We start from the raw sequence: 13,634 nt of genomic DNA, 5'->3' as shown, positions 1-13,634 counted from the left end.
CGAAACGAACCCTAATCACGGGAGACCACCCGGTTGCTGAGAGTGCCGATTCCTTCGATGAAGACGCTGACCTCGTCGCCGACGCTGAGCGGGCCGACCCCTTCGGGCGTCCCGGTGAGGATGACGTCGCCGGGGATCAGAGTCATGACCGCGCTCACGTGAGCGATCAGCGCGGGGATGTCGTACATGAGCTTGGAGGTGCGCGAGCTCTGCTTGACCTCGCCGTTCACGGAGGTGACGATGGCGACGTCGCTCGGGTCGAGCTCGGTCTGGATCCACGGGCCGAGCGGGCAGAACGTGTCGAAGCCCTTGGCCCGGGTGAACTGGACGTCCTTCTTCTGCAGATCTCTGGCCGTGACGTCGTTGGCGCAGGTGTAGCCGAAGATGACCTCGTGGGCCCGCTCACGGGGCACCTCCCGGCAGAGCCTGCCGATCACCACCGCCAGCTCCCCCTCGTAGTCGACCCGCTGGGACAGGGTCGTCGGGTAGGCGATGGCCTCACCCGAACCGATCACCGAGGTCGACGGCTTGAGGAAGACCAGTGGCTCGTCGGGGACCTCGCCGCCCATCTCGTGGGCGTGGTCGGCGTAGTTCTTGCCGATCGCGACGACCTTGCTGGGCAGCATGGGCGCGACCAGCCTGACCTGGGAGAGCGAGTAACGCTCACCGGTGAACTGGATCGGTCCGAACGGGTGACCGGAGATCGCGGAGACGAACTCCTCCCCTGGTCCACCCTCGACCACCCCGAACCCGACACCGTCTCCTGTGGAGAACCTCGCTATACGCACACGACAAGGCTAGTCGGGCTCCAGGTCTCGCCTGACCGCCCCCGCGTCTCCGGAGGACTCGCGCCCCGCCCGTCCGGCATCCTCCAGCACACCACCGAACCCTCTGGGCTATATACAACTAAAAATACCCATAAAACCTATTTTCCCAATACGACCACGATTGAGTTAAGAATAAGTATGTCCTGATTGCCAGGAATACTAGGGGTATGACCGTTTCTGTCAGTATGCGGGAGGGCCAGCAGGTCTTCCCTCGGGGGAAGGAACGGACGTGACTGAAGCCAGCACGGTGAACAGGCCCAAGGGCGACGAGGTATCTGTGCCCCGGGCACGCACCGACACTCCCGGATCCCAGGGTGGCCTGGTCACTCCCAGGGGAACCACCACCATCGAGAGCGCCGTCGTAGCGAAGATCGCGGGCTTGGCGGCCCGGGAGATTCCCGGCGTGCACAACATGGGCGCGAGCACGGCGCGCGCCCTAGGCGCGGTACGCGGAATGGTCGGCGCCGACCAGAACATCACGCAGGGGGTCTCCGTCGAGGTGGGCGAGCGTCAGGCCGCCGCCGACCTCGAAGTGGTCGTCGAATACGGCATGGCCATCCCCGACCTGGCCACCGCCGTACGCCGCAACGTGATCACGGCGATCGAGCGCATGTGCGGGCTAGAGGTCACCGAGGTCAACATCAAGGTCTCCGACGTCCACATGCCCGGCCAGGACAAGGACGATTCGGGGGAGTCGTCCGGGCCTGAGCCGCGCGTCCAGTGAGAGATCCGGTGCACGGACCGGAGCACCCGACCCCGGCCGTCATGCCCGAGCACGGACCGGAGCACCCGACCCCGGCCGTCATGCCCGAGCACGGACCGGAGCACCCGACCCCGGCCGTCATGCCCGCACACAGACTGGAGCACCCGGCCCACCGGCCTGCCACCCCGGCGGAGGCCGTTCCCGCGCAGAGGCCACGGGGCCCGGCCCGCACGACAGCCGCGGCACCCGGCGAGAAGGCGGGTCCTGCCCGCGAGAAACCGGCCGCGGCCGCTGAGCGGGCCAGTGAGCAGGCCACTGGGCGGGCCACTGAGCGGGACCCTGCCCGCCAGGAGTCGGGTCTCGCGCACGGGATAGCCGACGCCGTACGGCGCTGCCCCGATGTCGTCGACCTCTCGGGCGGCCCGTTCGGGACGGTGGCGACCTACCTGCCCGGCGAGAGGATCTCCGGTGTCGCGCTGCACGAGGACGGGATCGAGGTCTCGGTGGTCGTCAAGCTGGGGCGCCCGCTACCGGAGATCGCCGACGAGATACGCGCGGCGGTCGTCCCGATGGCGGACGACCGGCCGGTGAATGTCCATATCGGAGGTTTGACATGAACAAGTTCCCAGTGTGGTCCGTGCTCGGCACGATCGTCGGCGTTCTTCTGGGCTTCGCCGGAGCCTTCGGCGGCTTCGGGGCATTCCTGCTGGTGCTCGTGCTGGGCGCCATCGGATTCCTTATCGGCCACTTCGCGGAGGTCGGCGAGGTCGACCTGTCCCGGCTCTCGGCGAGACGGCGATGAACACCCCCGTCGAGCACCGCGCCACCTCCTCGGGAACGGCCGCGGACCCGGGCGGCCTCCCCGCCGACCAGGTGGGCTCCGTCCTCGCCGGGACCGAGCGGTCCGCGCCACCCGCCGTACCAGCCCAGCCGTCACAACGGGCCGTGCCGGCCGAACTGCGCGGCAGAACCGACATATCCAACCGGGTGGTGTCACGCATCGCGGCCGGCGCGGCCAGAGAGGTGGCACGGGTGCGGAAGGTCGGCGAACAGGGGCCGCTGTCCTTCCGCGGCGGCACCCGCGCCGCCGTCGACGGCACGCTCGCGACGCTCCGGCTGGATGTGACCGTGGAGTATCCGGCCCCGATCCGCGAGGTGGCCGACGAGGTCCGGCGCCATGTCGCCGAGCGGATCATGACGCTGACCGGCATGGAGGTCGGCCACATCGACATCGACGTCACCAACGTGACCCGCGCCCCCGAGAACCCGGCCGAGAGCCCTGCCGAGACCTCGCACGAGGTCTCAGGCGGGCTCTCATGGGCCGAGGGCGGGAACCAGCCCGACTTCCGGACACCGGACACGGCGGCCCACGGGACCGACGTCCCGTCACGGGAGGAAGGGCGATGACCTCCCAGACCCCCGACCCGGCCGGCCCCTTCTCCGAGCATGTCTCCGAGACGCCCTTCTCCGAGCATGTCTCCGAGACGGGGCCGACCGAGGAGATCCCGGCCGCGCCCGGTTCGGCGTTCGTGGAACCGCCCGCGTCGCGGGCACCCGACGAGGTGGCGAGGGACGCCTCCGCGGATCGCGCGGCGGTCAGGGCCTTCCGCCCGCGCCGGGTGGTCCCCTCGGTCATCACGGCCGTGCTGATGACGGCGATCGGCGTCATCGTGGCGCTGGAGGTCATCTCCGCGCTGGTGGGCCACCCGCTACGCCTGCTGCCCTACGACCGGATGCTCACCTGGGCATCGTCAACGCCGTGGAGCGATCCGCGAGTGATGGCGGGCGCGGGCCTGATCGGCCTGCTGGGCCTGCTGCTGGTGCTGTTCGCGCTCATCCCGGGGCGGCCCACGCTGATCCCGGTGAGGACGGGCGACAAGGACCTGGTCATCGGCATGCAGCGCCGGGGCTTCGCCCGGTCGCTGGCCCACACGGCCGAGCGGGTGCAGGGGGTCGACCGGGCCAGGGTACGGCTGGTGGGGAAGACCGTGCGAGTGGACGCCCACAGCGGCGTTCGGGACACCACCGGACTGGCCGACGCCGTACGGGAGGCGGTGGCCGCGCGGATCGTCGCGCTCTCCCCCGTCTGGAACCATCCGGTCCACGTGCACCTGCGAGGGAAGTGAGCGCCATGGACGACAAGACCGCCCGGGGCAACCGGCTGGGGCTGCTGCTCGTGGGACTGGCCCTGATGGCCCTGGGCGCCCTGGCGATGGCGCGCGGCGCGGGGGCGTTCTCTCCGGCCGTGGCGTCCGCCCACGGGCCACTCGTGGACGCCCGGACGCGTGCGCCGTTCGCCCGCTACGACCCGTGGCTGTGGTGGGTGGTCGCCGCGGCGGCGATAGTGCTCGCGCTGTTCGGCCTGCGCTGGCTGCTGGTCCAGGGACGCCGCCGGAAGCTGAGCGGCATACGCCTGGACGGCGGCCCCGCAGGGATCACCGAGGTGGACACGCACAGCGTGACCGACGCGGCGGCGGCCGAGGCGGGCTCGCACCCCTCGATCATCGGCGCCACCGCCGCGATAGTCGGCACGAGCGAGCACCCCGTCGTACGGATGCGGGTGGCGGTCGCCGAGGACGCGCCGATGAGCGCGGTCCGCGAGCAGCTGGGCGGGGTGGTCATCCCGCACATGCGCCAGGCCCTGGAGACCGAGCGCATGCCCGCCGTCGCCCGGGTGAGCCTGGGGGACGCGCCGCCCCCCCGAAGGACCGTCGCCTGACGGAGCACCGATCATAGGGTGATCAGGGAAACCAATGCTTCGAGGAGACGATGTGCCTTCGGTCGTGAAGATAAACGTGCTGACAGTGTCCGCGGAGATGCGCGAGGAGCTGGAGCGCCGCTTCTCCGGACGGGCGGGAGTGGTCGAGTCCGCGGACGGGTTCGAGTGGTTCGAACTGCTCCGCCCGGTGGACGGCACCGACCGCTACCTGGTCTACACCCGCTGGCGTTCCGAGGAGGACTTCAAGCGCTGGACCGAGAGCCAGGCCTTCCAGCGGGGCCACGCCCAGGCCGCCGCCGAGGCCGGTCAGGGGCACGGCCACGCCCACAGTGCGGCCCAGGGCCACGGGCACGGCCAGGACCAGGGCGGCCCGGCCCAGGGGCACGGCCACGGGCAGGGCCCGGCCGCCTCCGGGGCCGAGTTGTGGTCCTTTGAAGTCGTGCAGAGCACCGGCCCCGCGCCCGGAGCCTGATCGTCGGGGGCACCGGCCAGGAGGAGCGCACGCCCGGGTCCGCTCCGGGCGCGCGCTCCGCTCCCGATCGCTCCCCCGGGAACGGGGCCGAGCCGGGTACCCTCAGCGGTCCAGGGAGCGGGGCCGAGCCGGGTACCCTCAGCGGTCCAGGGGGTTGGCGGCGATGCGCTCGGCGACCCCGGAGCGGGCGAACCCTCCGGCCAGGCTGTCCGGCTTACGCGTGGCCTGGTTCATGAGACACGCGGTGAACTCGGAGCCGATCCCCTTCCGGGGGTAACTCTCAAGCACCTCGGCGCGGAGCCCCGGGGGGAAGTCCTCCGGCCGGCGCCCTGAGATGTCGAGCGCGGTGGAGAGTTCTAGCAGGTGCCCCTCGGGGTCCCACGCGGGGTCCACACTGTCCCACATGTGGCGTACGACGATCTCCGACGCGCGCACGCGGCGCTCGACGGGCCATCCGGCCCCGGCGGCGAAGACCCACGCGACATGGCCTCCCGCCTCCTCGAACGGCACGGTGTGGCTGTCGAACTCCTTGACCAGGCCGATGTCGTGCATCATCGACGCGACGTACAGCAACTCGGCGTCGAAGGCGACGTCGTTCATCGCACCGTAGGCCGCCGCCCACAGGTAGGCGCGCACGGAGTGGTTGAGCAGGGCGGGCGAGCAGTAGGCGGTCGCCACCTCCAGCGCGCCGCGGGCGGCCGGTGTGTCGGGGATGACGATGTCGGCGAGTCTCATACCGCCCAGCCTGCCGAAACACGAAGGCACCCGCGAGTGGCCGCAGGGACATCGGCCGGCAGGATCAGGCCACACCCTCCGGGAAACCTGGGAGACCCGCATCTAGTTGCTAACGATGTCCCGGAAGCGCCTCTCCCGGCTTGACCGGTTCAGTGGGATTCGGACAGCATGATCCACTCCCCTTGTTCGGCCCGGAAGGAACTGGCGTGCGCCGCCGCACACAAGCACTCGCTCTCTCCCTCGTCCTCCTGATGACCTGTGGTGCCACGGCCGGCACCGCGGAGGCACAGGAGGTAAAACGCACCGCTGAGTGCCAGGGCGACTGGCTGCCGGCCACGCCGACGGCGGCGGACATCATGAACGGCGAGGTCGCCTTCCTGGACCTGGCCCCGGTGAAGATCGGCAAGAACGTCGACTGGCGCACCGACCCCTACCGGAACCGCTCCTGGAGCATGGTCTTCCACTCGCTGCGCTGGATGGGCCGCCTCGTCGCCGACTACGAGACGAACGGCAACGAGGCGTACCTGGCGCGGGCCGCCGAGATCGCCAAGGACTGGGTGGCCGACAACCCCCGCGGCGGCGCGGGGACCAGCCCGTACGCCTGGCAGGAGCACCCGATCGCGCTGCGCGCCCCCGCGCTGGTCTGCCTCAGCAAGCACGTCAACGAGTCGTGGCTCTCCGGCAGCCTGGCCGAGCACGCCAGGATGCTGTCGGACCCGAAGCTGTATGAGAAGGGCCACAACCACGGCATCGACCAGGACATCGCGCTGCTCGGCATCGGTTGCCGCTACGGCCGCGACCAGTGGTCCAGCCTCGCGATCAGGCGGCTCACCGAGACCGTGAAGCTCGACGTCGACTCCCAGGGCGCGCTGCGCGAGCAGGCCCCCCGCTACGCGATCTACGTCTACGAGCGTCTGAAGGTCGCGATGGACAACATCAAGTCGTGCGGGCGGAAGGTGCCCGCCGACATCTCACGCCGCTGGGAGTCGCTGGAGGACTTCATCTCCCACTCCACCCAGCCCGACGGGTTCATGGTCCCGATCGGCGACGGCGGCGCGGACGTGCGGCCCGTCGGCTACTCCCACCCGAAGAAGACGGTGCGGGTGTTCGGCAACGGCTACGTCTACGGGCGCACCGCCTGGGACAAGCCCGAGTCGGCGTTCTACTCCATCCGCTTCGGGCCCGGCATGAAGTACCACGGCCACGAGGACCACCTGGGCGTGACCTACTACGCCCAGGGCCGCGACGTCCTGGTCGACGTCGGCTTCGACTCGTACGAGAACAGCGGCTACCGGCACTGGACGATGTCGGCCGAGGCGCACAACACCTCGATCGTGTCCGGGGCCCGGTTCCGCGGCAGGACCGCCACCACCCTGAGCAAATCCTCGATCGGGTCCGAGCGGCAGAGCTACCGGCTGACCGACAGGGCCTACGGCGTGCCCAGGACCCGTTCGGTGCTCGTCAACCACGAACGGGACCTGATGGCCGTGCTGGACACGGTCCCCAAGGGCTCCTCGGTCCGCAACATCTGGCACTTCTCGCGAGACCTGTCCACCGTCTCGAACAGCGGCGGCCAGGTCGTGGTGAAGGACAAGGCGGGCTGGAAGGCGACGCTCGTGCAGGTCTCGATGCCCTCCTGCAAGCCGGTCGGCGGGCTCAAGGTGGTCCGCGGCCAGAAGAACCCCTACCAGGGCTGGGTCTCCTCCGCCTACCTGCAGAGACACCCCGCACCCGCGGTCGTCTCCCCCGCCTCGGGCGACTCCGTACTGACCGTGCTGGTGCCCGGTACCGGAAAACCGTCTCTCTCCTGCTCCGGCGGCAAGGTCAATGTGGAGACCTCCAAGGGCCCGGTGAGCTTCCGCGTCGGCGGCGCCGACCTCTCCTGACGACAAGCCCCGGCCGGGGCGCGCGAGCCCCAAAGAGCCCGCCCGCATCCGCCCTGGCCGGAAGTTTCCGAGCCGGCCAGGGAAAGCACCCCGGAGGCCGCCCCTCAGTCGGTGTGGCCGGCGCGCAGCAGGCCATAGGTGACGGCCTGCTCCAGCGCCTGCCAGGACGCCTCGATGATGTTCTCGTCGACGCCGACGGTGGACCACTCCCCGGCCGCGTCGCTGGAGGTGATCAGCACGCGCGTGACGGCGTCGGTGCCGTGCGCGCCCTCCAGGATGCGTACCTTGAAGTCGATCAGCTCGACCCCCGCCAGCTCGGGGTAGAGCCGCTCAAGTCCCTGCCGTACGGCCCGGTCGAGGGCGTTGACCGGACCGTTGCCCTCGCCGGTGGCGACGATCCGCTCACCCTTGGCGTGCAGCTTCACGGTGGCCTCGCTGACGACCTCGCCGCCGCGGGTCCGCTCGACGATCACCCGCCAGGACTCGACCTGGAAGTGGCGCTTGCGCTCGCCCGCGACGGTGTCGCGAAGCAGGAGCTCGAAGGAGGCGTCGGCGGCCTCGAAGGTGTACCCCTTCGACTCCATCTCCTTGACCCGGTTCACCAGCTCCCGCGAGGTTTCGGGGGCCAGCTCGTAGCCCAGCTCGCGCCCCTTGAGCTCGACCGAGGCGCGTCCGGCCATGTCGGAGACGAGCATGCGCATGTCGTTGCCGACCTCGGCGGGGTCGATGTGCTGGTAGAGGTTGGGATCGACCTTGATCGCGCTGGCGTGCAGCCCGGCCTTGTGCGCGAAGGCGGAGACGCCGACGTAGGGGGCGTGGGAGTTGGGGGTGACGTTGGTGACCTCGGTGACCGCGTGGGCGATCCTGGTCATGTCGGCCAGCGCCTCCCTCGGCACCAGGTCGAATCCCCGCTTGAGCTGCAGGTTGGCCACCACGGTGAACAGGTTGGCGTTGCCCGAGCGCTCGCCGTAGCCGTTGGCGCAGCCCTGCACGTGGGTCGCGCCGGCCTTCACCGCGGCCAGGGTGTTGGCGACCGCGCAGCCGGTGTCGTCGTGGCAGTGGATGCCGATCCTGGCCGACGTCCCGACGGCCGCGTGCACGACCTCGGCCAGCTCGTCGGGGAGCATGCCCCCGTTGGTGTCGCAGAGCGCGATGACCGAGGCACCCGCCTCGGCGGCGGTGCGCAGCACCTCCAGCGCGTACGCCGGGTTGGACTTGTAGCCGTCGAAGAAGTGCTCGGCGTCGAGGAAGACCCTCTGCCCCTCCGCGTGGAGGTGGGAGACCGTGTCGCGGATCATCGCGAGGTTCTCCTCCAGGGTCGTGCGGAGGGCCAGCTCCACGTGCCGGTCGTGACTCTTGGCGACAAGGGTCACGACCGGCGCGCCGGATTCGCGCAGCGCGGCCACCAATGGGTCGTCGGCTGCCTTCGCACCTGCCCGGCGGGTCGCGCCGAACGCGGCGAGCTGCGCGTGCTTCAGGTCGAGCTCTGTTTGAGCGCGCCTGAAGAACTCTGTGTCCTTGGGATTGGCCCCCGGCCAGCCTCCCTCGATGAAACCGACGCCCAGGCCGTCCAGGTGACGCGCGATGGCCAGCTTGTCGGCCACCGTGAGGTTGAGCCCCTCCTGCTGGGCTCCGTCACGGAGAGTCGTGTCGTACACGTGGAAGCGATCGTCGGCCATGTCGTTCTCCTTCGCGGTTCGATGATTCGCCGCGCGCTCATTCGGCTTCGAGAAACAAAAAAACCCCTCACGGACGTGAGAGGTCTGCGCGCTGGCGGTGTCCCTTTTCAGCCAGCGCGCCTGCCGATAATGAGCAGACCGTAGAACATGATGCTTTGGAGTCTGCCACACGCTGACAGCATCCGACACATCGATCTTAGGATCTGAGACCCGCGACCTGCCGACACGGCCCGGCTTCACTCCCGTCATCGCCTCGCGATCGCCTCGCACCGGCGAGAATGAGGCCCATGAAGGCGACCTATCTCGACCCCGCAGTGGGGCAGTATCTGCTCGCGCACACCACCCTGCCCGACGACGTCCTCGACGCGCTCGCCGTCGAGACCCGCGAGCTGACCGGCGACAGTGCGGTAATGCAGATCTCCCCCGACCAGGGGCGATTCCTCACCATGATCGCTCAGATCTGCGGCGCCAGGAACGCGGTGGAGGTGGGCACCTTCACCGGCTACTCCTCCATCTGCCTCGCCCGCGGGCTCGCCCCCGGCGGTGGGCTCACCTGCTTCGACGTGAGCGAGGAGTGGACGGCGGTGGCCCGGAGATACTGGGAGAAGACGCAGGTCTCCGACCGCATCGAGCTGAGGATCGGCCCGGCGGCCGAGCGGCTGCGCGAGCTCCCCGAGCACCCCGCGGTGGATCTGGCGTTCATCGACGCCGACAAGGTCAACTATCCCGTCTACTACGAGATCCTGATGTCGCGCCTGGCCCCCGGCGGGGTGATCCTCGTCGACAACACGCTGTGGAACGGCCACGTCGCCGATCCCAGCAGGGACGACGAGACGGTCAGACACATCCGCGAGTTCAACGACATGGTCAGCGCCGACGTGCGGGTCACCTCGATCATGCTCCCCATCGCCGACGGCCTCACCATGATTCGAAAGCACTGACGAGAACTTTCCCGAACCCCGGGCGGGCAGAAATCTTTTCGATTACTTTAAGCGACATGCCAAACACGTTACGCCCACCCGCGCGGAGGGAAGGGTCAACGACCCCGGTCCGAAGGCCGGAGCTTGAAGTGCCGCACCGCGCACCGCTAGCTCCATGTTGACCAGCCCCAGCCATCACGATGTGGAGGTGCGAACCAGATGGCTACGTTGAACACACGCCGGCAGACCGACTCCGGGGTGCTTCCTCAGCCCCGGATCCTCGAATCCACGTCAGCAGACACCCCGCAGGGTCGGGACGAAACGGGACGTGGACGCCGCAAGGCAACGGGTGTTCAACCTGGGCGAGGGGAGACCGGCCAGGCCGCACCATCTGACCGGCGTCACCCCAAGGGCGCTGAGGCGTCCGAGGGAGCGAACCGTGAGGTTCACCCGGCCGTGTTCGTCCTGGACGTGCACAGCCACCCGCTTGACCCATGCCACCCGGCTCGTGCCCGCCGCCTGCTGGCGGCGGGCCGGGCGGTGGTGGTGCGTCACACCCCGTTCGTCATCCGCCTGCGCGACCGCACCGTGGCCGACTCCGTCGTCCAGGGTGTGCAGGTCGGCATCGACCCCGGCAGCAAACACACCGGCATCGCGGTGTTCCGCACCGGCCACGCCGACCGCACCGGCCTGTACGGCATTCAGCTCGACCACCGGGGCGGGCAGATCCGCGACAGGCTCACCGCCCGCGCCGCTCTACGCCGGGGGCGCCGGTCGCGGAACCTGCGCTACCGCGCCCCCCCCGCTTCAACAACCGCACGAAACCACAGGGGTGGTTGGCGCCGTCGCTGCGCCACCGCGTCGACACCACCATGTCGTGGGCGACCCGGTTGACCCGGTGGGCGCCCGTACGGGCCGTCCACGTCGAGCGGGTCGCGTTCGACACCCACGCCCTGTCGGCGGGCAGGCCACTCGAAGGAGTGGAATACCAGCAGGGCACCCTCGCCGGGTACGAGGTCCGCGAGTACCTGCTGGCCAGGTGGGGGCGGGCGTGCGCCTACTGCGGCGCCTCCGGCGTACCGTTGAACCTCGACCACCTCCACCCGCACAGCCGAGGCGGCTCCAACCGCCTCAGCAACCTTGTCGTGGCGTGCATACCGTGCAACCAGGCCAAGGCCGCCACCTTGGTCGAGGAGTTCCTGGCCGACCGGCCGAAGGTGCTGGCGAAGGTACTGCGGCAGATCAAGGCCCCGTTGCGGGACGCCGCCGCCGTGAACGCCACCCGGTGGGCACTGTGGCGGGCACTGGAGGCCACCGGCCTACCGGTCGCCGTCGCGTCCGGCGGGCGCACGAAATGGAACCGGTCCCGCACCGGCGCCGCGAAATCCCACACCCTCGACGCCCTGCACGTCGGCCACCTCGACACCGTGACCGGTTGGCCGTCTGTGATCCTGGTGGTCGCAGCGACCGGGCGCGGCACTTACCGCCGCACCCGCAGCGACCGCTACGGATTCCCCCGGCTGGCACTACCCCGCACCAAACGCCACCACGGCTACCAGACCGGCGACCTGGTCCGCGCCATCGTCCCGACCGGCACCAAAACCGGGACGCACACGGGGCGGGTCGCGGTCCGCTCCACCGGCAAATTCAACATTCGCACCCGGCACGGCCTCGTGCAGGGCATCCACCACCGCCATGTTCGCCTGCTCCAACGAGCCGACGGCTACGGTTACATCACCCACCCAGAAGCGCGGCACAGTGCCGCGTTTCCTCCCCCGCCCGAGGGCGGAGGTATCCACGCTGGAAGTAACCGATGACCTCGTGGGACTACTCATGAAAAGATCGATCGCATACCAGATCAACGATCAGGAAGAGCTCGAACGGCTCTACCTGGAGCTCGTCGATCGGTTCGAGAAGCACCGAATCGAGATCATCAACGGCCGGATCGTGGTGAGGGAGATGCCCACGATCGCTCACGCCGAAGTCGCTTACCAGCTCATGGCGGAGCTCATACCGTTCTCCATAGAGAAGGGATGGCGTGTCTACCCCGAGGCCAAACTCCTCCTGCAGGTGCAGGCGGACCGCTTCGAACCTGACCTCGTCGTCGTTCCCCCGAACCCTCCCCTCTGGGACCCCAGCCACGTGTACGCCAACGCCACGCTACTGGTCGCCGAAGTCGTCTCCCCCAGCAGCGTTCACGATGACCACGTGGTCAAACCGCGGGCCTGCGCACTCGCGGGAGTTCCGCTCTACCTGGTGATAGACACCTTCGCGAACCGCTTCAGGCTGCTCAGCAGGCCAGGGCCGGAGGGGTACTCCGACGAGATCACCGAGTCGATCGGCAAGCCGCTTGAGCTGCCCGCGCCGTGGAACCTCACGATCGACACCGGCAAGCTGAGCGAAGGATAGACCCGCCGCAGGAGGAGGCCCGGCCGGATTGGAGACCGGGCTTCCTCCAAGGGGACGGGACTAGCAGATCTTGTGGACCCAGTTGTGCGAGTCCGGGCGGGAACCGTACTGGATGCCCACGAGCTCCTCGCGGATCCTCTCGGTGACGGGCCCCTGGGTGCCGTCGCCGATCGTCCAGCCGCGGTCCGCACCCTTGACCGAGCCGACCGGGGTGACGACCGCGGCGGTGCCACAGGCGAAGACCTCGGTGAGCTCGCCCGACTCGCAGCCCCGCTGCCACTCCTCGATCGACAGCCGCCCCTCCTCCGCCCGCAGGCCGAGGTCCGCGGCGAGGGCGAGGATCGAGTCGCGGGTGATGCCCGGCAGGAGCGTGCCGGTGAGCGCCGGGGTCAGCAGGCGGTCACCGTAGACGAAGAACAGGTTCATCCCGCCCATCTCCTCGACGTAGCGGTGCTCGCTCGCATCCAGCCAGACCACCTGGTCACAGCCCTGCTCGACGGCCTGGCGCTGGGCCACGAAGGCCGCGGCGTAGTTGCCGCCGCACTTGGCGAAGCCGGTGCCGCCGGGGGCCGCACGGGTGTACTCGGTGGAGAGCCAGACGCTGACCGCCTGCCCGCCGCCGAAGTAGGCCGCCGCCGGAGAGGCGATCACCATGTACTTGTAGGTCCTGGAGGGGTAGTTGACCCCGAGCGCCGGCTGCGTGGCGATCATGAAGGGGCGCAGGTAGAGGCTGTGTCCGGGCCTGGTCGGAACCCACTCGCGGTCGGTCTGGACGAGCAGTTCCAGCGACTCGACGAACGTCTCCTCGGGCAGCTCGGGCATGGCCATCCGCAGCGCGGAGGTGTTGAAGCGGGCGGCGTTGGCCTCGGGGCGGAAGGTCACGATCGCACCGTTCTGCTGGCGGTACGCCTTCATGCCCTCGAAGAGCTCCTGCGCGTAGTGGAAGACCGCGGTCGCGGGGTCGAGGCTGAGCGGGCCGTACGGCATGAGCCGGGCGTCGTGCCAGCCCTCGCCCTCGGTGTAGTCGATCGAGATCATGTGATCGGTGAAGACCTGACCGAACCCCGGAGTCGCCATTACCTGCTCGCGCTCGGCCGCGGTACGAGCGTGGTCGGAGAGCTGCACGTCGAAGCTGAGCTTCTGAGCGGTGGTCATGACGCGGATCCTTATCTTGATGTCTGGCTTACCTCGGGTCCATTCTGCGTTGGACCGGGTAACGGGAAACTACTGCATCCATGCCGCAAACCGGCAGTGCGGAGGAAACAAAAACGCGCCCGGCGGCTC

The 13,634-nt window shown here is 69.3% G+C and carries 14 protein-coding genes and 1 pseudogene; 11 read left to right on the top strand and 4 right to left on the bottom strand.

The annotated features are described in order from the left end of the window. Nucleotides 1-11: 11 nt before the first annotated feature. Nucleotides 12-788 carry a fumarylacetoacetate hydrolase family protein gene (locus OIE13_RS01170; RefSeq protein ID WP_326644010.1) on the bottom strand — a complete coding sequence of 259 codons (777 nt, stop codon included), beginning with the start codon at nucleotides 786-788 and terminating at the stop codon, nucleotides 12-14. A gap of 268 nt (nucleotides 789-1,056) precedes the next feature. Between OIE13_RS01170 and OIE13_RS01165 the strand changes: the two genes are divergently transcribed. From OIE13_RS01165 to OIE13_RS01135, 7 genes are read left to right on the top strand one after another with little or no spacing between them, the layout of a single operon-like run. Then, the gene (locus OIE13_RS01165) at nucleotides 1,057-1,551 is read left to right on the top strand and encodes an Asp23/Gls24 family envelope stress response protein (protein WP_326644012.1); all 495 of its coding nucleotides are present in this window, start codon (nucleotides 1,057-1,059) and stop codon (nucleotides 1,549-1,551) included. Between the two features lie 8 nt (nucleotides 1,552-1,559). Further along, on the top strand, nucleotides 1,560-2,147 hold the full coding sequence (locus OIE13_RS01160; protein ID WP_326829429.1) for a hypothetical protein: 588 nt from the start codon (nucleotides 1,560-1,562) through the stop codon (nucleotides 2,145-2,147). After that, the gene (locus OIE13_RS01155; RefSeq protein ID WP_326647132.1) at nucleotides 2,144-2,332 is read left to right on the top strand and encodes a hypothetical protein; all 189 of its coding nucleotides are present in this window, start codon (nucleotides 2,144-2,146) and stop codon (nucleotides 2,330-2,332) included. The genes OIE13_RS01160 and OIE13_RS01155 overlap by 4 nt, the downstream gene beginning before the upstream one ends. Continuing rightward, nucleotides 2,329-2,937: an Asp23/Gls24 family envelope stress response protein gene (locus OIE13_RS01150; protein WP_326644014.1), complete on the top strand. Its 609-nt coding sequence runs from the start codon at nucleotides 2,329-2,331 to the stop codon at nucleotides 2,935-2,937. Before OIE13_RS01155 ends, OIE13_RS01150 begins: the two co-directional genes overlap by 4 nt. Continuing rightward, the gene (locus OIE13_RS01145; protein ID WP_326644016.1) at nucleotides 2,934-3,656 is read left to right on the top strand and encodes a DUF6286 domain-containing protein; all 723 of its coding nucleotides are present in this window, start codon (nucleotides 2,934-2,936) and stop codon (nucleotides 3,654-3,656) included. The genes OIE13_RS01150 and OIE13_RS01145 overlap by 4 nt, the downstream gene beginning before the upstream one ends. 5 nt (nucleotides 3,657-3,661) lie before the next feature. After that, complete coding sequence (locus tag OIE13_RS01140) at nucleotides 3,662-4,249, top strand: alkaline shock response membrane anchor protein AmaP (protein ID WP_326644018.1); 588 nt, start codon at nucleotides 3,662-3,664, stop codon at nucleotides 4,247-4,249. Between the two features lie 52 nt (nucleotides 4,250-4,301). Next, the gene (locus OIE13_RS01135; protein ID WP_326644019.1) at nucleotides 4,302-4,721 is read left to right on the top strand and encodes an antibiotic biosynthesis monooxygenase family protein; all 420 of its coding nucleotides are present in this window, start codon (nucleotides 4,302-4,304) and stop codon (nucleotides 4,719-4,721) included. A gap of 138 nt (nucleotides 4,722-4,859) precedes the next feature. On the opposite strand, the gene OIE13_RS01130 is transcribed toward OIE13_RS01135, so the two are convergent. Beyond that, nucleotides 4,860-5,456, bottom strand: coding sequence for an HD domain-containing protein (locus OIE13_RS01130; protein ID WP_326829428.1), 597 nt, complete (start codon nucleotides 5,454-5,456; stop codon nucleotides 4,860-4,862). A gap of 206 nt (nucleotides 5,457-5,662) precedes the next feature. Between OIE13_RS01130 and OIE13_RS01125 the strand changes: the two genes are divergently transcribed. Then, nucleotides 5,663-7,342 (top strand): heparinase II/III family protein, encoded by a 1,680-nt coding sequence (locus OIE13_RS01125; protein ID WP_326829427.1) that lies wholly within the window; start codon nucleotides 5,663-5,665, stop codon nucleotides 7,340-7,342. 104 nt (nucleotides 7,343-7,446) lie between these two features. Here the strand turns inward: OIE13_RS01125 and cimA are convergent, their stop codons facing one another. Further along, nucleotides 7,447-9,021 carry a citramalate synthase gene (gene cimA, locus OIE13_RS01120; RefSeq protein ID WP_326644024.1) on the bottom strand — a complete coding sequence of 525 codons (1,575 nt, stop codon included), beginning with the start codon at nucleotides 9,019-9,021 and terminating at the stop codon, nucleotides 7,447-7,449. Between the two features lie 287 nt (nucleotides 9,022-9,308). On the opposite strand from cimA, the gene OIE13_RS01115 reads away from it, so the two are divergent. The 3 genes and pseudogenes from OIE13_RS01115 to OIE13_RS01100 all read left to right on the top strand — a co-directional run bounded on the left by OIE13_RS01115 (nucleotide 9,309) and on the right by OIE13_RS01100 (nucleotide 12,350). After that, entirely contained in the window at nucleotides 9,309-9,962 is a 654-nt protein-coding gene (locus OIE13_RS01115; RefSeq protein WP_326644026.1) for an O-methyltransferase, read from the top strand. A 198-nt stretch (nucleotides 9,963-10,160) separates the two neighbouring features. Further along, nucleotides 10,161-11,758, top strand: a pseudogene (gene iscB, locus OIE13_RS36520) (RNA-guided endonuclease IscB). Further along, complete coding sequence (locus tag OIE13_RS01100; RefSeq protein WP_326829425.1) at nucleotides 11,700-12,350, top strand: Uma2 family endonuclease; 651 nt, start codon at nucleotides 11,700-11,702, stop codon at nucleotides 12,348-12,350. Before iscB ends, OIE13_RS01100 begins: the two are co-directional and overlap by 59 nt. A 60-nt stretch (nucleotides 12,351-12,410) precedes the next feature. On the opposite strand, the gene OIE13_RS01095 is transcribed toward OIE13_RS01100, so the two are convergent. Further along, on the bottom strand, nucleotides 12,411-13,505 hold the full coding sequence (locus OIE13_RS01095) for a branched-chain amino acid aminotransferase (protein ID WP_326644032.1): 1,095 nt from the start codon (nucleotides 13,503-13,505) through the stop codon (nucleotides 12,411-12,413). Nucleotides 13,506-13,634: the final 129 nt, after the last annotated feature.

The organism is Streptosporangium sp. NBC_01810 (assembly GCF_035917355.1).
Taxonomy (GTDB): domain Bacteria; phylum Actinomycetota; class Actinomycetes; order Streptosporangiales; family Streptosporangiaceae; genus Streptosporangium.
The sequence above is the reverse complement of the archived record's forward strand: the minus strand, read 5'-3'. Positions and strand labels throughout refer to the sequence as shown.